The sequence below is a fragment of the Diaphorobacter sp. JS3050 genome, from assembly GCF_013154915.1.
GTDB classification, from domain to species: Bacteria; Pseudomonadota; Gammaproteobacteria; order Burkholderiales; family Burkholderiaceae_C; genus Diaphorobacter; species Diaphorobacter nitroreducens.
This window is the reverse complement of sequence record NZ_CP053553.1, coordinates 1,762,773-1,779,470: the sequence shown is the minus strand read 5'-3', so window position 1 is coordinate 1,779,470 and position 16,698 is coordinate 1,762,773. Positions and strand designations below refer to the sequence as shown.

General features: G+C 67.7%; 12 protein-coding genes and 1 tRNA gene. 7 read left to right on the top strand and 6 right to left on the bottom strand.

The window, feature by feature from the left end:
• Positions 1-33 precede the first annotated feature (33 nt).
• Positions 34-1,314: an O-acetylhomoserine aminocarboxypropyltransferase/cysteine synthase family protein gene (locus tag HND92_RS08675; RefSeq protein WP_172206748.1), complete on the top strand. Its 1,281-nt coding sequence runs from the start codon at positions 34-36 to the stop codon at positions 1,312-1,314.
• Positions 1,315-1,382: 68 nt separating this feature from the next.
• On the opposite strand, the gene egtB is transcribed toward HND92_RS08675, so the two are convergent.
• The 4 genes from egtB to HND92_RS08655 form a co-directional block, all read right to left on the bottom strand.
• Positions 1,383-2,744: an ergothioneine biosynthesis protein EgtB gene (gene egtB / locus HND92_RS08670; RefSeq protein ID WP_172206747.1), complete on the bottom strand. Its 1,362-nt coding sequence runs from the start codon at positions 2,742-2,744 to the stop codon at positions 1,383-1,385.
• A 19-nt stretch (positions 2,745-2,763) separates the two neighbouring features.
• Entirely contained in the window at positions 2,764-3,759 is a 996-nt protein-coding gene (gene egtD, locus HND92_RS08665) for an L-histidine N(alpha)-methyltransferase (protein WP_172206746.1), read from the bottom strand.
• A 296-nt stretch (positions 3,760-4,055) separates the two neighbouring features.
• On the bottom strand, positions 4,056-4,643 hold the full coding sequence (locus HND92_RS08660; RefSeq protein WP_011805496.1) for an OmpW family protein: 588 nt from the start codon (positions 4,641-4,643) through the stop codon (positions 4,056-4,058).
• Positions 4,644-4,796: 153 nt separating this feature from the next.
• Positions 4,797-5,795, bottom strand: coding sequence for a DUF808 domain-containing protein (locus HND92_RS08655; protein ID WP_172206745.1), 999 nt, complete (start codon positions 5,793-5,795; stop codon positions 4,797-4,799).
• A gap of 115 nt (positions 5,796-5,910) precedes the next feature.
• On the opposite strand from HND92_RS08655, the gene HND92_RS08650 reads away from it, so the two are divergent.
• A complete protein-coding gene (locus HND92_RS08650) occupies positions 5,911-6,342 on the top strand; it encodes a hypothetical protein (RefSeq protein ID WP_172206744.1) in 432 nt (143 codons plus the stop codon).
• A 19-nt stretch (positions 6,343-6,361) separates the two neighbouring features.
• On the opposite strand, the gene purL is transcribed toward HND92_RS08650, so the two are convergent.
• A complete protein-coding gene (purL, locus tag HND92_RS08645; protein ID WP_172206743.1) occupies positions 6,362-10,396 on the bottom strand; it encodes a phosphoribosylformylglycinamidine synthase in 4,035 nt (1,344 codons plus the stop codon).
• Positions 10,397-10,574: 178 nt separating this feature from the next.
• Here purL and map point away from each other — a divergent pair, with 178 nt between their 5' ends.
• A complete protein-coding gene (map, locus tag HND92_RS08640) occupies positions 10,575-11,390 on the top strand; it encodes a type I methionyl aminopeptidase (RefSeq protein ID WP_011805500.1) in 816 nt (271 codons plus the stop codon).
• Between the two features lie 59 nt (positions 11,391-11,449).
• Complete coding sequence (locus HND92_RS08635; RefSeq protein ID WP_172206742.1) at positions 11,450-14,104, top strand: [protein-PII] uridylyltransferase; 2,655 nt, start codon at positions 11,450-11,452, stop codon at positions 14,102-14,104.
• Between the two features lie 58 nt (positions 14,105-14,162).
• Here the strand turns inward: HND92_RS08635 and def are convergent, their stop codons facing one another.
• Positions 14,163-14,702 (bottom strand): peptide deformylase, encoded by a 540-nt coding sequence (def, locus tag HND92_RS08630; protein WP_088886934.1) that lies wholly within the window; start codon positions 14,700-14,702, stop codon positions 14,163-14,165.
• 105 nt (positions 14,703-14,807) lie between these two features.
• On the opposite strand from def, the gene HND92_RS08625 reads away from it, so the two are divergent.
• The 3 genes from HND92_RS08625 to HND92_RS08615 all read left to right on the top strand — a co-directional run bounded on the left by HND92_RS08625 (position 14,808) and on the right by HND92_RS08615 (position 16,606).
• Entirely contained in the window at positions 14,808-15,227 is a 420-nt protein-coding gene (locus HND92_RS08625) for a YbaN family protein (RefSeq protein ID WP_015913141.1), read from the top strand.
• 73 nt (positions 15,228-15,300) lie between these two features.
• Positions 15,301-15,376, top strand: a tRNA-Asn gene (locus tag HND92_RS08620).
• Positions 15,377-15,643: 267 nt separating this feature from the next.
• Positions 15,644-16,606 (top strand): IS110 family transposase, encoded by a 963-nt coding sequence (locus HND92_RS08615; RefSeq protein ID WP_371814822.1) that lies wholly within the window; start codon positions 15,644-15,646, stop codon positions 16,604-16,606.
• The last annotated feature ends 92 nt before the right edge of the window (positions 16,607-16,698 follow it).

Here is a 16,698-nt window from a genome sequence, read left to right as displayed (position 1 = left end):
CCCCGCCCTCCCCTTCACCCGTAAAGGAAGCACATGCGCATCGAGACATTGGCCGTCCACGCCGGCTATTCGCCCGACCCCACCACCAAGTCCGTGACCGTGCCCATCTACCAGACGGTGGCCTACGCCTTCGACAGCGCCCAGCACGGCGCGGACCTGTTCGACCTGAAGGTGCCCGGCAACATCTACACGCGCATCATGAACCCCACCACCGACGTGCTGGAAAAGCGCGTCGCGGCGCTGGAGGGCGGCATTGCCGCCGTGGCCGTGGCCTCGGGCATGGCGGCCATCACCTACGCCATCCAGGCCATCGCCGAGGCGGGCGACAACATCGTCAGCGCCAGCACGCTCTATGGCGGCACCTACAACCTGTTTGCCCACACCTTTCCCCAGCAGGGCATCGAGGTGCGTTTTGCCGACGCACGCGATCCCGCCAGCTTCGGCCAGCTGATCGACGCGCGCACCAAGGCCATCTTTGTCGAATCCATCGGCAACCCGCTGGGCAACGTGACCGACATCCGCGCCCTCGCCGACGTGGCCCACGCCCACGGCGTGCCGCTGATCGTGGACAACACCGTGCCCAGCCCCTACCTGCTGCGCCCCATCGAGCACGGCGCCGACATCGTGGTGCACGCCCTGACCAAATACCTGGCCGGCCACGGCAACAGCATGGGTGGCACCATCGTGGACAGCGGCAAGTTCCCCTGGGCTGAGCACAAGGCACGCTTCAAGCGCCTGAACGAGCCCGACGTGAGCTACCACGGCGTGGTCTACACCGAGGCCCTGGGCCCGGCCGCCTATATCGGCCGCGTACGCGTGGTGCCGCTGCGCAACACGGGCGCTGCCATCTCGCCGCACAACGCCTTTCTGATCCTGCAAGGCATCGAGACGCTGGCGCTGCGCATGGACCGCATCTGCGAGAACACGCAGAAGATCGCCGAGGCGCTGCAGGGCCACCCCAAGGTGGAGTGGGTGCGCTACGCGGGCCTGCCGGACCACCCGGACCATGCCCTGGTGCAGCGCCAGATGAAGGGCCGCGCCTCGGGCATCCTGTCGTTCAGCCTGAAGGCCAGCGGCGACCCACGCGCCGCCGGTGCGCGCTTCCTGGACGCGCTGCAGCTGTTCACACGCCTGGTGAACATCGGCGACGCCAAGTCGCTGGCCACGCACCCGGCCTCCACCACGCACCGCCAGCTCAATCCCGAAGAACTGGCCCAGGCGGGCGTGACCGAGGGCATGGTGCGCCTGTCCATCGGCATCGAGCATATCGACGACCTGCTGGCCGACCTGCACCAGGCGCTGGACGCGGTTTAAGCGATTTTCGGCTCTAGCGCTTTCCTGGCAAGCGCTAGTAGCTCCTGATTCAGGAGCATACCCACTGCTCAGCGGGCATCGCGTGCCAGCCGCAGGCCCGTGAACTGCCAGCGCGCCGTGGCGGGAAAGAAGTTGCGGTAGCTCGCGCGCACATGGCCAGGCGGCGTGGCGCAGGAGCCGCCGCGCAGCACGTACTGGTTCACCATGAACTTGCCGTTGTACTCGCCCACGGCGCCGGGCGCGGGCGCGTAGCCGGGGTACGGGGCGTAGCTGGACTGCGTCCATTCCCAGACCTCGCCGCCCATCGGCTGGAAGGGATCAGCGCCGACCGCCGGCGCCGCGGGGCGGGGATGCAGCCGGCCGCCGTCGTCCAAGACATCGGCATCAGCGGGATGGCCCACGCAGCCCGCGGGCCCGGCACAGGCCGCCGCGGCCACCTCCCACTCGGCTTCCGTGGGCAGGCGCGCGCCGGCCCAGCGGGCAAAGGCATCGGCCTCGTAGTAGGACAGGTGCACCACCGGTTGCGCAGGATGCAGCGGGCGCTCGCCTGTCAGCGTGAATTCGCTCCAGCCGCCCGGCCCGCCACCTTGGCCGCACTCCCCATCACCGCACCAGTAGATGGGGTGCTCCAGCCCTTGCGCACGCCGCCAGTCCCAGCCCTCGGCCAACCAGTGGGCCGGCTCGCGGTAGCCGCCGGCCTGCACGAAAGCCAGGTACTGCGCGTTGGTCACCGGTCGGGTGGCGATCTCGAAGGGTTGCAGGAAGACGGTGTGGCGCGGCGTCTCGTTGTCGAAGGCGAAGCCCTCGCCATCGTGGCCGATCTGCGCCAGGCCGCCTTCCAGGCGCCGCCACGCGGTGTCTTGTGCCGCAATGGCTTCCGCCACCACGGCCGCGGCTGTGCCCTGGTAGGCCGGCCACAGCGGGTTGCACCAGAGCAGGTGCTTGACGTCGGTGAGGATCAGCTCCTGGTGCTGCTGCTCATGCTGCAGGCCCAGTTCCACCAGCGCCAGCACGTCACCCGGAACTTCGGGCTGCGACAGGAGCTGCTGCATGCGCGCATCCACGTCGGCGCGGTAGGCCCGCACGGTGGCCAGGTCGGGCCGCGTGATCAAGCCACGCTGCGGGCGCGGGTGCTGCCGCCCCACGCCGTGGTAGTACGAGTTGAACAGCACGCGGAACGCCGGATCGAATGCTCGGAAGCCGCTCTCGTGCGCCTCCAGGACGAAGGTCTCGAAGAACCAGCTCGTGTGTGCCAGGTGCCATTTGACGGGGCTGGCGTCGGGCATGGACTGGGCGCAGCAGTCCTCGGCCGAGAGGGGCCGCGCCAGCGCCTCGGTGGCCGCGCGCACCACGGCGTAGCGCAGCGCCATCGAGGGCTGCGACTGCTGCGGCGACGACGGCAGCGTGGGAGTCGAGGGTGGCAAGCGCATGTGGTATCCCCTGGCGGCATCACGCCTGGGCATGCACCATGGCGAACCAGCCGCGATCGTCCGTCCAGGCCTGCGTGCGCGTGAAACCCGCTTCATGCAGCAACGCGGTGAAATCCGGCAGCGGGTACTTGTAGCTGTTCTCGGTATGGATGCGCTCGTCCGCCGCAAAGTCGCGCCCGCCGCCCGGCCAGCGCACGCGCTGCGGCCCCGCGGCCTCCAGGTGCATTTCGATGCGCGAGGCATGGGGGTTGAAGAAGGCGCGGTGGCGCCACTGCGCGGGCACGAAGTCGCTGCCGACCAGGCGGTTCACGTGGGCCAGCGCGTTGCGGTTGAAGGCCGCGGTCACGCCGGCGGCGTCGTCGTACGCGGCCTCCAGCACGGCCACGTCCTTGGGCAGGTCGAACCCGATCAGCAGGCCGCCATCGTCCAGCGCCAGTTCGCGCATGTGCCGCAGCAGGGCCAGTGCCTGGGGTGGGTCGAAGTTGCCGATGGACGAGCCGGGGTAGAAGACGAGGCGGCGCGCGCCGGGAACGTCCGGCGGCAGGTGCACACCCCGGGTGATGTCCGCGCCCACGGCGCGGGCATGCAGGCCCGGCAGTGCCACGCGCAGGCGCGCGATGGCATCCCGCAGGTAGTCGGCGGAGATGTCCACGCCCACGAAGTGCGTGGCCCGCACCAGCGCGCAGAGCTCGCGCGCCTTGTCGCAATTGCCCGCCCCGGGCTCGATCACCACACGCGCCGGGCCTACGGCCTGGGCAATGGCGTGCCCGTGGCGCCGCAGCAAGGCACGCTCGGTACGCGTGGGGTAGTACTCGGGCAGTCGGGTGATGGCCTCGAAGAGTTCCGAGCCCCGCTGGTCGTAGAAATACTTGGGTGAGAGCGCCGCCTGCGGCTGCAACAGGCCGGCCAGGATCTCGTCGCGTTCGTCGCCCACATCCGCGGGCGGCTGCGGCGGTGCCAGGCCGAGGTGGTGAAGGACGCCGTCAAGCCGAGCAAGGGGAGAAACTGCAGACATAGCGCTGCAGCGTAGGCCACCTGCCAACGCGCCCCTGCAATCCAACGACACCTCTTCAGGTAGGACGCACGCGCGATCTGCAGGGCAATCCACAGTGCACCTCTTGTGCCGGATTGCCCGCTGTGGTTGGCTTTTTCGCCGCCCTGCCAATAAAGGATCAAATCGGGCGGAAGCGCTTGCCCATCAAGCGCAAATAGCTCCTTCAATGAGAGCATCGATTTACCGTCCGCCGAGGATAAAAAAAGGGCCGGCGCATGCGCCGGCCCACCCCACCATGAAGAACGGAACTTGCGTGCTTAGAAGCGGTAGCCCACGCCCACGCCGAACAGCACCGGGTCGACCTTGAAAGTGCCCACGCCGCGCACGTCGGTGTCGATGTACACCTTCTTCACGTCCACGTTCAGGGACCAGTTCTTGTCCAGCGCATAGTCGAAGCCCACTTGCAGGGCACCGCCCCAGCTGTTGCGCTTCACGTCCAGGCCCGCGGGCAGCTTCACGCTGGAAAAGCGCGTGTAGTTGACACCAGCGCCCACGTACGGCTTGAACGCGCCGAAGTTCGTGAAGTGGTACTGCAGCAGCAGCGAGGGCGGCAGGTGCTTGAGCGAGCCGATCTTGTCGCCGTTCAGGCGCACGTCGTGCTTTTGCGGGTAGGTCAGGACCAGTTCGGCAGCGAGGTTGGGCGTGAAGAAGTACGAGACGTCGACTTCAGGAATCCACTTGTCGTTGATGCTCACGCCCGCGTCGCCGGCGGCACCGTTGTTGGCGCTGTCCAGATGCACCGCGCGTGCACGCACCAGCCAGGAACCTTCCGCAACCTGCTGCGCGAAGGCAGCGCCGGAGGTCATCGCACACAGAACGGCCAGGGCCAGAAGATTCTTTTTCATGTTGACTCGATACGTTGGGTTGACCGGGGACGACCCCCGTGCACGTATTAAGCCCACGAGTAATATGGTCAATATTGCCGCAGATCAAACCCAGAATCTGTGTGTATATTCGTATGTGTCTATTCCGTCACAAACGGCGGCATATGGCCTCACTCAATGCGTGCCATTGGCAGCCGCCTTGCCGCGCAGCCGTCCCACCAGCGTCCACCCCGCCAGCACCACGGCGCCCGCCACCAAGCCCACCATGGCATTGAGCAGGTTGGTCACCAGCACCGACCACAGTCCGCCCAGCGGCCAACCCTGCACCGCCGCGCCCACGCCCTCGACGGCATGGTGCAGCGCCGGCACGCCATGCACCAGGATGCCCCCGCCGACGAGGAACATGGCTGCGGTGCCGACCACCGACAGCGTCTTCATGAGCCAGGGAGCGGCCGCGACGATGCCGCGGCCCAGGGCCTGTGCCGCGTTGCTGGCCTGGCGGCTGAGCCACAGGCCCAGGTCGTCCAGCTTCACGATGCCCGCCACGAGGCCATAGACCCCCACCGTCATCAGGACGGCAATGCCCGCCAGTACCGCCACTTGCTGCGCAAAAGGCGCGCCCGCGACGGCGCCCAGGGTGATGGCGATGATTTCGGCAGAGAGGATGAAGTCGGTGCGCACGGCCGCCTTGATCTTGTCCTTCTCCACCCGCGCCAGGTCCACATTGGGATTGGCGTTGGCCTGCGCATGGATCGCGTGTTGCACGGCATCTTCCTCGGGCGTGTGCAAAAGCTTGTGCGCGAGCTTTTCGCAGCCTTCGAAGCACAGGAAGGCCCCGCCCACCATGAGCAGCGGCGTCACGGCCCACGGCGCGAACGCGCTGATGAGCAGCGCCGCCGGCACGAGGATGGCCTTGTTCACCAGGGATCCGCGGGCCACGCCCCACACGACGGGGATCTCGCGCTCTGCCCGCACGCCCGTGACCTGCTGGGCATTGAGCGCCAGGTCGTCGCCCAGCACCCCTGCGGTCTTTTGCGCCGCCACTTTGGTCATGACGGACACGTCGTCGGCCATGGCGGCGCTTTTCTTGGCGGCCACCTTGGTCATGAGGGCCACGTCGTCCAGGATGGTGGCGATGTCGTCAAGCAGGGTCAGAAGGCTGGCGCCGGCCATGGGTGAGTTCCTTTCAAGAAGCCGCCATTCTGAATGAAAACACCCCTAACGCATGTGGGACAAGCGCTGACAGCTATTGTTTTTGCAATACGGTGGGCAGGCGTACCATGGCGGCATGCCCTCTCGCACTGCGTCCTCGCGCCCCGTGCGCACCGCCGCCGCGCTGGCCGCGCTGGTGCTGTCCGCCTGCGCCGGCCCGTCGGCGCGCCTGGGCGTGGGTGTGCCGGTGGGGCCGTTCAGCGTGGGCGTCGGCGTGGGTTCGGGCGGCGTATCGGCCGGGGTGGGCACCGGCGTGGGGCCGGTGGGCGTCGGAGTGGGAGTGCACCCAAGCGGCCAGGTGACTGGCGGCGTGGGCGTGGGTGCCTCGGTTCCCATGGGCGGCGCACACGTCGGAGCCGGCGTGGGCTCATCCACCGTGCTGCACGATCCGTACCGGCCGCCGCAGCCACCCGCGCCGGCGGCGCCGTCTTCCGGCGGCCCGACCCTGCAGTGGCGCGACTCGCACGGGCGCATCGTGCCCGAGTGCCAGGCGCGCGGCGGCTGCTAGCCGCGCGCCGCGGCGCCGATCACCCCACCCACTTGCGTGCGTTGCGCCACACGCGCATCCAGGGGCTGAACGCGTCCTTGCCCCCCGTGGCGGCCAGATCGGTCCAGCTCATCTGGATGTTGCGGAACACACGCTCGGGGTGCGGCATCATGGCCGTGAAGCGTCCGTCCGCCGTCGTCACGGCCGTGAGCCCGCCGGCGCTGCCATTGGGATTGAACGGGTAGCGCTCGGTCGGCTGGCCATGGTTGTCCACGAAGCGCATGGCACGCACCACCTTGTCGGCATTGCCACGGTACTGGAAGTTGGCATAGCCCTCGCCGTGCGCGACGGCGATCGGCAGGCGGCTGCCGGCCATGCCCTGAAGGAAGATGCTGGGCGATTCCAGCACTTCGACCATCGACAGGCGCGCCTCGAAGCGGTGGCTCTGGTTGGTGGTGAAGCGCGGCCAGTCCTGCGCGCCAGGGATGATGTCGGCCAGTTCGGCAAACATCTGGCAGCCGTTGCACACGCCCAGGGCGAAGGTATCGCCACGCGCGAAGAACTGCTGGAACTGGGCCGACAGGCGCTCGTTGAACGTGATGGAGCGCGCCCAGCCGATGCCCGCGCCCAGCGTGTCGCCGTAGCTGAAGCCGCCGCAGGCCACCACGCCAGCAAACTGCGCCAGGTCGGCACGGCCGGTCTGCAGGTCGGTCATGTGCACGTCGAACGCCTCGAAGCCCGCCTCGGTGAAGGTGTAGGCCATTTCCACGTGCGAGTTCACGCCCTGCTCGCGCAGCACCGCCACACGCGGGCGCGCGCCAGTGGCGATGTACGGCGCGGCCACGTTGTCCAATGGGTCGAACGTGAGCTGCACGTGCATGCCGGGGTCTGCGGGATCGCCGGCCGCGGCGTGCTCGCTGTCAGCGCAGGCGGGATTGTCACGCTGCTGGCAGATCTTCCAGCTCACCGCGTCCCATACCTGGTGCAGGTCCGGCAGGCTGGCGCTGAACACGGCCTTGGCATCGCGCCACACCTGCAACTCGCCCTTGCCCGCATCGATGGGCGAGGACAGCGGGCGCGTCTTGCCCACGAAGTGGCTGCAGGTGGACAGGCCGTGCGCGCGCAGCGTCTGCATGACCTCGTTGCGCTCGCTGGTCCTCACCTGCAGCACCACGCCCAGTTCCTCGTTGAACAGCGCGCGCAGCGTGCGCTCCTCGCGCCGGCCGCTGATCTGGGCGCCCCAGTTCTTGCCCTCGCCGCTGTCCATGCGGCCGTCGGTGATGCCGTCGCCCTCGGTGATGAGCATGTCCACGTTCAGCGCCACGCCCACCTGACCGGCAAAGGCCATCTCGGCCACGGTAGCCAGCAGGCCGCCGTCGCCCCGGTCGTGGTAGGCGAGGATCGCTCCTTTAGCGCGCAGCGCGTTCACGGCGTCCACCAGGGCGATCAGGTCCTTGGCGTCGTCCAGGTCGGGCGTCTCGTCGCCGGTCTGGTTCAGCACCTGCCCGAGGATGGAGCCGCCCATGCGCATCTTGCCGCGGCCCAGGTCGATCAGCACGAGGGTCGTGTCCTCTTCCTTGGCGTCGAGCTGCGGCGTGAGCGTGCCGCGCACGTCGGCCAGCGTGGCGAACGCGGTGATGATGAGGCTGACGGGCGAGGTGACCTTCTTGGTCTCGCCGCCCTCGCTCCACTGGGTGCGCATGGACAGGCTGTCCTTGCCCACGGGGATGGAGATGCCCAGCTGCGGGCACAGCTCCATGCCCACGGCCTTCACGGTCTCGTACAGCGCGGCGTCTTCTCCGGGCTCGCCGCAGGCCGCCATCCAGTTGGCCGACAGCTTCACGCGCGGCAGTTCGATGGGTGCCGCCAACAGGTTGGTGATGCTCTCCGCCACCGCCATGCGGCCCGACGCAGGCGCATTGAGCGCCGCCAGCGGCGTGCGTTCGCCCATGGCCATGGCCTCGCCGGCAAAGCCACGGAAGTCGGCCAGCGTCACGGCCGCGTCGGCCACGGGCACCTGCCAGGGGCCCACCATCTGGTCGCGGTGGGTCAGGCCGCCCACGGCGCGGTCGCCGATGGTGATGAGAAAGCGCTTGGAGGCCACCGTGGGGTGGGCCAGCACCTCGATCACGGCCTTCTCCAGCGGCAGGCCGTCCACGTTCAGCGGCGCGAAGCTGCGCTGCACGCTGGTCACATCGCGGTGCATCTTGGGCGGCTTGCCCAGCAGCACGTCCATGGGCATGTCCACAGGAAATTTCTGGTCGCCCGACGTGACCGCCGTGTCTTCCAGCACCAGTTGGCGCTCCTCGGTGGCCGTGCCGATCACGGCAAACGGGCAGCGCTCGCGCTCGCAGAAGGCCGTGAACTGCGCCAGCGACTCGGGCGCGATGGCCAGCACATAGCGCTCCTGGCTCTCGTTGGACCAGATTTCCTTGGGCGCCAGGCCGGACTCCTCCAGCGGCACGGCGCGCAGGTCGAAGCGCGCGCCGCGGCCCGCGTCATTCGTCAGCTCGGGGAAGGCGTTCGACAGGCCGCCCGCGCCCACGTCATGGATGGCCAGGATGGGGTTGTCCGCCCCCTGCGCCCAGCAGTGGTTGATGACCTCCTGCGCACGACGCTCGATCTCGGGGTTGCCGCGCTGCACGGAGTCGAAGTCCAGCTCCGCCGCGTTGGTGCCCGTGGCCATGGAGCTGGCGGCGCCGCCGCCCATGCCGATGCGCATGCCGGGGCCGCCCAGCTGGATCAGCAGCGTGCCGGCGGGGAACAGGATTTTTTGGGTGAGCCGCGCGTCGATCGTGCCCAGGCCGCCCGCGATCATGATGGGCTTGTGGTAGCCGCGGATGATGGCGCCCTCGCCCGTTCCGACCACCTGCTCGTATTCGCGGAAGTAGCCCGTCAGGTTGGGCCGGCCGAACTCGTTGTTGAACGCGGCGCCGCCCAGCGGCCCCTCGGTCATGATCTGCAGGGGGCTGGCGATGTGCTCGGGCTTGCCCACCTCGCTGCCCCAGAGCTTGGACACGGTGAAGCCCGTCAGGCCCGCCTTGGGCTTGGAGCCGCGGCCGGTAGCGCCCTCGTCGCGGATCTCGCCCCCCGCACCGGTGGCGGCACCGGGGAACGGCGAGATGGCCGTCGGGTGGTTGTGCGTTTCCACCTTCATCAGAACATGGTGGGTTGCACTACGCTTTTGATAGCTTGGAGCGCTTACCTGTTGGGCGAAAGACTCGAATTTGGCGATGAATTGCTCGACCTGACTGCCTTCCATGATGGAGGCGTTGTCGGCATAGGCCACCACGGTATGCTGGGGCGACACGGCTTCGGTGTTGCGGATCATGCCGAACAGGCTCTTGTCCTGCGCCACGCCGTCGATGGTGAACTGCGCGTTGAAGATCTTGTGGCGGCAGTGCTCGCTGTTGGCCTGGGCGAACATCATCAACTCCACGTCGGTGGGGTTGCGCGCCAGGCCCGTGAAGGCGTTGACCAGGTAGTCGATCTCGTCGTCGGCCAGGGCCAGGCCCCAGGCCTTGTTCGCAGCCTCCAGCGCCGCACGCCCGCCCTGCAGCACGTCCACGAAGGCCATGGGCTCGGCCTGCAGCTCGGTGAACAGGCGCTGCGCCTCGTCCAGCGTGGTGACCACCGATTCCGTCATGCGGTCGTGCAAGAGCGCTGCAACCTGCTGCAGCTGCTCGGTGCTCAACTCGGGCTTGCCACCCAGCAGCCCCCCCTTGAGGCTGATGCGGTATTCGGTGATGCGCTCGATGCGGCGCACCGCCAGGCCGCAGTTGTGGGCGATGTCCGTGGCCTTGGACGCCCAGGGCGACACCGTGCCCAGGCGCGGAGTGACATACAGCACCATGCCGTCCCGCGGGCCGGCGTATGGGTCGCCGTAGGTCAGCAGCGCGGCCAGGCGCTCGCGCGCGGCGGCATCGGGTGCGGCGTCGCCGGCCACCAGGTGCACGAAGCGCGCCGCAATGCCGTCGATCTTGGGATGAATGGCCGCCAGGGCGGGTTGCAGTTGCTGGGCGCGGAAGGTGCTGAGGGCATTGCCGCCCTCCAGCGGGGTGATGTGCAAGGTCACGGTAGCGGCCTGTGTGGTGGCAGAAAGAGGCGTTTCGCCCGCTGGTTGAGGCAGCCGCTGAATGGGGCCGCCGCGCCGGCAGCGCGTGTTGGTGGGAGCCCGCTATTTTAGCCCGCGGCACCCGCCCTTGCCCGCCCCTCGCCCACAGGGGGCAAAGGCCGATGGGATAATTTGCGCCATGAGCATCACCATCAAAGACGCGCAGGGCATCGCCGGCATGCGCGAGGCCTGCCGCCTGGCGTCCGAAGTGCTGGACTACATTGCCCCACACATCAAGCCCGGCATCACCACCGCAGAGATCGACCGCCTGGGCGCGGAATGCATGGCCGCCCAGGGCACCGTGTCCGCCACCATCGGCTACCAGCCTCCGGGCTACCCGCCCTACCCCGGCCACCTGTGCACCTCGGTCAACCATGTGGTCTGTCACGGCATTCCCAACGACAAGCCGCTCAAGAAGGGCGACATCGTCAATGTGGACGTCACCGTGATCACCAAGGACGGTTGGTATGGCGACAACAGTCGCATGTACCTCATCGGCGAATGCTCCATTGCGGCCAAGCGGCTGTCGCAGCTCACGTTCGAATCCATGTGGCTGGGCATCCAGCAGGTCAAGCCGGGCGCGCGCCTGGGCGACATCGGCCACGCCATCCAGAAGTTCGCCGAGGGCCACGGCCTGTCGGTGGTGCGCGAGTTTTGCGGCCACGGCATCGGCCAGAAATTCCATGAGGACCCGCAGGTGCTGCACTATGGCCGCCCCGGCACGGGCGAGGAGCTGGTGCCCGGCATGACCTTCACCATCGAGCCCATGCTCAACCTGGGCAAGCGCGACATCAAGGAGCTGGGCAAGGACGGCTGGACCATCATCACCAAAGACCACAGCCTGTCGGCGCAGTGGGAACACACCGTGCTCGTGACCGAGACCGGCTACGACGTGCTGACCCTCTCCGCCGGCTCCCCCGCACTGCCGGCCTTCGTCACCGCCACCACGACCTGAGCCAGGCCACCGCGCCCAGAGCGCCGCAAGGCATGCACGGTTCTTGCTAAACGTCCTCCATGCCTTCCATCCCCCCCTGCCCCCCCGCCACTGCACCGGATCTCGCGCAGCTGCATGCGCTGCGCGACGCCTACCGCCAGGACAAGGCCGCCCTGCTGGCGACCCTGCGCGCGCCCGGAGCGTCCACGCGCGGCGTGCGCAGCCTGCTGCATCGCCTCTCGTCGCTGACCGACGGCCTGCTGTGCCGGCTGTGGGACCGCGCGCAGTTGCCTGAAGGCATGGCGCTGGTCGCCGTGGGGGGCTACGGACGCGCACAGCTGTTCCCTTATTCCGACGTGGACGTGCTGCTGCTGCTGCCGGACGGCATGAGCGTGGCCGCGGGCCATGCAGGTGCGGCGCCCTGCACGCCGATCGAGACCTTCATCGGCAGCTGCTGGGACGCGGGGCTGGAGGTTGGGTCCAGCGTGCGCAGCGTGGCCGAATGCCTGAGCGAGGCCGCCGCCGATGTGACGGTGCAGACATCGCTGCTGGAAGCGCGCCTGCTGTGCGGCAACGCCGCACTGTTCGATGCGTTCCGCCAGCGCTACGACGCGCAGATGGACCCGCGCGCCTTTCTGGTCGCCAAGACGCTGGAGATGCGCCAGCGCCATACGAAATACGAAAACACCCCCTACGCGCTGGAGCCCAACTGCAAGGAGTCGCCTGGCGGCCTGCGCGACCTGCAGCTCATCCAGTGGGTGGCGCGCGCCGCGGGCCTGGGGCGCAATTGGCGCGAGCTGGCGGCCAGTGGCCTGGCCACACCGTTCGAGGTGCGGCAGATCGAGCGCAACGAGGCGTTGCTGTTCCTGATCCGCGCACGCCTGCATGCGCTGGCCGGCCGGCGCGAAGACCGCCTGGTGTTCGATCTGCAGACCGCCGTGGCCGAGACCTTCGGCTACCGCTCCACCGCACCGGACGGCCAGCGCCTGGCGATGCGTGCCAGCGAGACGCTGATGCGCCGCTACTACTGGGCCGCCAAGGCCGTGTCGCAGCTGTGCCAGATCCTGCTGCTGGGCATCGAGGAGCGACTGAACCCCTCCACGCATGAACTGCGTCCGATCAACCCGCGCTTCTTCGAGAAGGCCGGCATGATCGAAGTGGCCAGCGACGACCTGTACGAAAGAGAACCCCACGCCGTCCTGGAAACCTTCCTGCTCTACGAGACCACCGTAGGGCTCAAGGATCTGTCGGCACGCACGCTGCGAGCGCTCTACAACGCGCGTGGCGTGATGGACAGCGAATTCCGGCGCGACCCCGCGAACCGCGCGCTGTTCATGCAGATCCTGCAGCAGCCCGCAGGCATCACGCATGCCATGCGGCTCATGAACCAGACCTCCGTGCTGGGCCGCTACCTGTGGCCCTTCCGGCGCATCGTGGGGCAGATGCAGCATGACCTGTTCCATGTCTACACGGTGGACCAGCACATCCTGATGGTGTTGCGCAACGTGCGGCGCTTTTTCATGGCCGAACACGCGCATGAATACCCGTCGTGCTCGCAGCTCGCCGCAGGCTGGGACAAACCGTGGATTCTCTACATCGCTGCGCTGTTCCACGACATCGGCAAGGGGCGCGGCGGCGACCATTCACAGATCGGCGCGCAGGAAGTGCGGCGCTTTTGCCGCCAGCACGCGGCGCACGGCATCACGCGCGAGGACGCGCGGCTCATTGAATTCCTGGTGGCCGAGCACCTCACCATGAGCCAGGTGGCGCAAAAGCAGGATCTGTCCGACCCCGACGTGATCGCCGCCTTCGCGCGCCGCGTGGGCAACGAGCGCTACCTCACCGCCCTGTACCTGCTCACCGTGGCCGACATCCGCGGCACCAGCCCCAAGGTGTGGAACGCCTGGAAGGGCAAGCTGCTGGAAGACCTGTACCACGCGACGCTGCGCACCCTGGGCGGGCGCGCACCCGACGCCGCCGCCGAGATCGAGGCGCGCAAACGCGAGGCGCTGGTGCTGCTGGCATTGGCCTCCCAGCCCCACGAGGCGCACAAGAAGCTGTGGGATACGCTGGACGTGAGCTATTTCATGCGCCACGAGGCGGCGGACATCGCCTGGCACACCCGCCACCTCTCGCGCCACGTGGGCGTCGGCAAGCCGGTGGTGCGCGCACGCCAGTCGCTGGCGGGCGAAGGCCTGCAGGTGCTGGTGTATGCGCCCGACCAGAGCGACCTGTTCATGCGCATCTGCGGCTACTTCGACCGTGCGGGCTTTTCCATCCTGGATGCGCGCGTGCACACCGCCAACAACGGCCATGCGCTGGACACCTTCCAGGTCGTTGCCTCCAGCCAGCCAGGCGCCTACCGCGAGCTCATTCACATGGTCGAGAACGACCTGCTGCGCGCCATCGAAGACCCGCGGCCGCTGCCCGAGCCTACGCGCAAGCGCGTGTCGCGTCGCGTCAAGAGCTTCCCCATCGCGCCGCGCGTCACGCTGCGCCCTGACGAAAAGGCCCAGCGCTGGCTCATCAGCATTTCCGCCAGCGACCGTGCCGGCCTGCTGTACCTGGTGGCGCGCGTGCTCTCGCGCCACGGCCTCAGCGTGCAGTTGGCCAAGGTGAGCACGCTGGGCGAACGGGTGGAGGACGTGTTCCTGGTGCAGGGCCCGGAGATGCAGAACAACGCGCGACAGATCCAGATCGAGACCGAGCTACTGCAGGCGCTGGCCGATCAATAACTATGATTTTGATAGCTGCTTGCGCTTGCCACAAGGGCGCTACAGCCTGATTGAGCCCTCAATCGTCTTCTACCGCACCAATCTCCGGAAACAACACCTCCGTGTAACCGAACTGCGTGAAATCGCGCACGCGCATTGGGTAGAGCTTGCCGATCAGGTGGTCGCACTCGTGCTGCACTACCCGCGCGTGGAAACCTTCCGCCACACGGTCGATAGGCGCGCCCAGCAGGTCGACGCCGCGGTAGTGGATGCGCGCAAAGCGCGGCACCTTGCCGCGCAGGCCCGGCACGGACAGGCAGCCCTCCCAGTCGTCCTCCTCTTCGGCGCCCAGCGGCGTGATCACGGGATTGATGAGCACCGTGGGCGGCACGATGGGGCGGTCGGGATAGCGCGGGTTGCGCTCGCCGGAGCCGAAGATCACCACCTGCCAATCCTCCCCGATCTGCGGTGCTGCCAGGCCCGCGCCGTTCACGGCCTGCATCGTCTCGCGCATGTCGTTCACCAGTTGGTGCAGCGCGGGCGTATCGAATGCGGTAACGGGTTGGGCGACCCGCAACAGTCGCGGGTCGCCCATCTTCAGGATGGTGCGGATGGTCATGGTGGGTCTGCGGGCTGCAGCCGCCAAGCGCAGGGCATGGCGAAAGGCATGGCGGCGTCCCTGCCTTGGAGCATAACGCCCGGCAACACCTGCACAATGGCGGGCATGTCCCCGCCGCCCGAGCCACTGCCGCCCGTCCCTGAGCAAGCGCCCCTGCCAGCGCTGGCGCGCTGGCTCTTGCTGGTGTTTGCCGCACTCTGCCTGGCGCTGGGGGTGATCGGCATCGTCGTGCCGGGCCTGCCCAGTACGGTGTTCATCCTCATGGCGGGCTGGGCGGCCGCGCGCAGTTCGCCGCGCCTGTACCGCTGGCTGTGGTTCCACCCGCTGTTCGGCTCCATGCTGCGCAACTGGGCCAACGGCGGGCGCGTGAGCCGCCATGCGAAGTGGAGCGCCACCTTCCTGATGGCCCTGTGCGCGCTGGTGCTGTGGGTGGTGCATATCCCGCGCTGGGCGTCCATCAGCGCGGTGGTCAGCATGGCCTGCGTACTGGTGTGGCTGTGGCTTCGCCCTGAGCCGCAGCGCTGACATTGCCCTTCGCATCCCTTGCACAGCACAGCGTCAAGGCAGCACTTTTTTATGTATATAATCTAAGTCTTGTTCCTCGATAGCTCAGTCGGTAGAGCGACGGACTGTTAATCCGCAGGTCCCTGGTTCGAGCCCAGGTCGAGGAGCCAAATTCCAAGCCTTGCAATTGCACAAGGCCTGCCAAAAACAAGCACCGATCATTCCTCAATAGCTTGTATCTTTAAACCAGACCAGCGCGGTAGAGTCTGAACGCCGTTGAGGCGGCCAGACCGGCCCGTGCAGTTTGGTAGGCGCTGGGGTGATAGAGCCCGTGACTGAGTACAGAACGCATGGCCGCCGCGCTGGTCTTCGTGAAGCCCGAACGGTTACGCGCGCCTTGATTGAGCGCGCATGCACAAGCAAGGGATCTGAAGATCATGTCTGTTACCTCTGTGACGGTGGGCATCGACGTGGCCAAGGCGCACGTGGATGTCTGTGTGCTGGGTGCCAAGAGCAGCGCCCAGCGGTTTGACAACGATGCCGAAGGCCACTCGGCGCTGGCGGCTGCCCTGCAGCCCCTGGACGTGGGTCTGGTGGTGATGGAGGCCACCGGCGGCTACGAGGCCGCGTTAGCGTGTGCCCTGCAGGCCACAGGCCTGCCCGTGGCGGTCATCAACCCGCGCCAGGCGCGCGACTTCGCCAAATCCATGGGACGCCTGGCCAAGACCGACGCGGTGGATGCGCGCACGCTGGCCGAGCTGGCAGCGGTGCTGCTGCGCCGCGACGATCTGCAGCGCTTCTTGCGCCCCCTGGCCGATGAGCGCCAGCAGTGGCTCGCGGCCCTGGTCACGCGCAGGCGCCAGTTGCTGACCATGCTCCATTCGGAGCGCCAACGGCTGCAGATCACGCCCAAGAAGCTGCACGCCAGCATCGAGGCCATCGAGGCGGCGATCAAGGCGCAGCTCGATGAGATCGAAGAGCAGATGGTCACGCATGTGCGCGAGCACTTTGGGGAGCTCGACACGCTGCTGCAGTCGGCTGCGGGAGTCGGCCCGGTGGCCAGTGCCACGATGATTGCCGAGCTGCCAGAGCTGGGCCGGCTGAACCGGCGCGAGATCGCTGCATTGGTGGGCGTGGCGCCCATGGCCAATGACTCCGGCGGCAGCAAGGGCAGGCGGCGCGTACAAGGCGGGCGCTTCGAGATCCGCCGCGTGCTGTACATGGCAACGCTCACGGCCACCCGCTACAACCCGGCCATCAAGGCCTTCTACGAGCGTCTGAAGGCCGCTGGCAAGTTGCCCAAGGTCGCCCTGGTCGCTTGCATGCGCAAGTTGCTCACCACGCTCAACGCCATTGTGCGCACTGGAAAACCTTGGGACAAGTCGCTTCATTGCGCTTGACTTCGAAGACGGTTACTCAGTCGGTAGAGCGCCGGACTGTTAATCCGTAGGTCCCTGGTTCGAGCCCAGGTTGAGGAGCCATTCAAGGCCAT

What these genes read in the sequence shown, in the direction of transcription:
- def (WP_088886934.1), bottom strand. Translation starts at nt 14,702, where the DNA reads ATGACCATCCGCACCATCCTGAAGATGGGCGACCCGCGACTGTTGCGG.
- HND92_RS08660 (WP_011805496.1), bottom strand. Translation starts at nt 4,643, where the DNA reads ATGAAAAAGAATCTTCTGGCCCTGGCCGTTCTGTGTGCGATGACCTCC.
- HND92_RS08650 (WP_172206744.1), top strand. Translation starts at nt 5,911, where the DNA reads ATGCCCTCTCGCACTGCGTCCTCGCGCCCCGTGCGCACCGCCGCCGCG.
- HND92_RS08615 (WP_371814822.1), top strand. Translation starts at nt 15,644, where the DNA reads ATGTCTGTTACCTCTGTGACGGTGGGCATCGACGTGGCCAAGGCGCAC.
- egtB (WP_172206747.1), bottom strand. Translation starts at nt 2,744, where the DNA reads ATGCGCTTGCCACCCTCGACTCCCACGCTGCCGTCGTCGCCGCAGCAG.
- egtD (WP_172206746.1), bottom strand. Translation starts at nt 3,759, where the DNA reads ATGTCTGCAGTTTCTCCCCTTGCTCGGCTTGACGGCGTCCTTCACCAC.
- map (WP_011805500.1), top strand. Translation starts at nt 10,575, where the DNA reads ATGAGCATCACCATCAAAGACGCGCAGGGCATCGCCGGCATGCGCGAG.
- HND92_RS08655 (WP_172206745.1), bottom strand. Translation starts at nt 5,795, where the DNA reads ATGGCCGGCGCCAGCCTTCTGACCCTGCTTGACGACATCGCCACCATC.
- HND92_RS08625 (WP_015913141.1), top strand. Translation starts at nt 14,808, where the DNA reads ATGTCCCCGCCGCCCGAGCCACTGCCGCCCGTCCCTGAGCAAGCGCCC.
- HND92_RS08635 (WP_172206742.1), top strand. Translation starts at nt 11,450, where the DNA reads ATGCCTTCCATCCCCCCCTGCCCCCCCGCCACTGCACCGGATCTCGCG.
- HND92_RS08675 (WP_172206748.1), top strand. Translation starts at nt 34, where the DNA reads ATGCGCATCGAGACATTGGCCGTCCACGCCGGCTATTCGCCCGACCCC.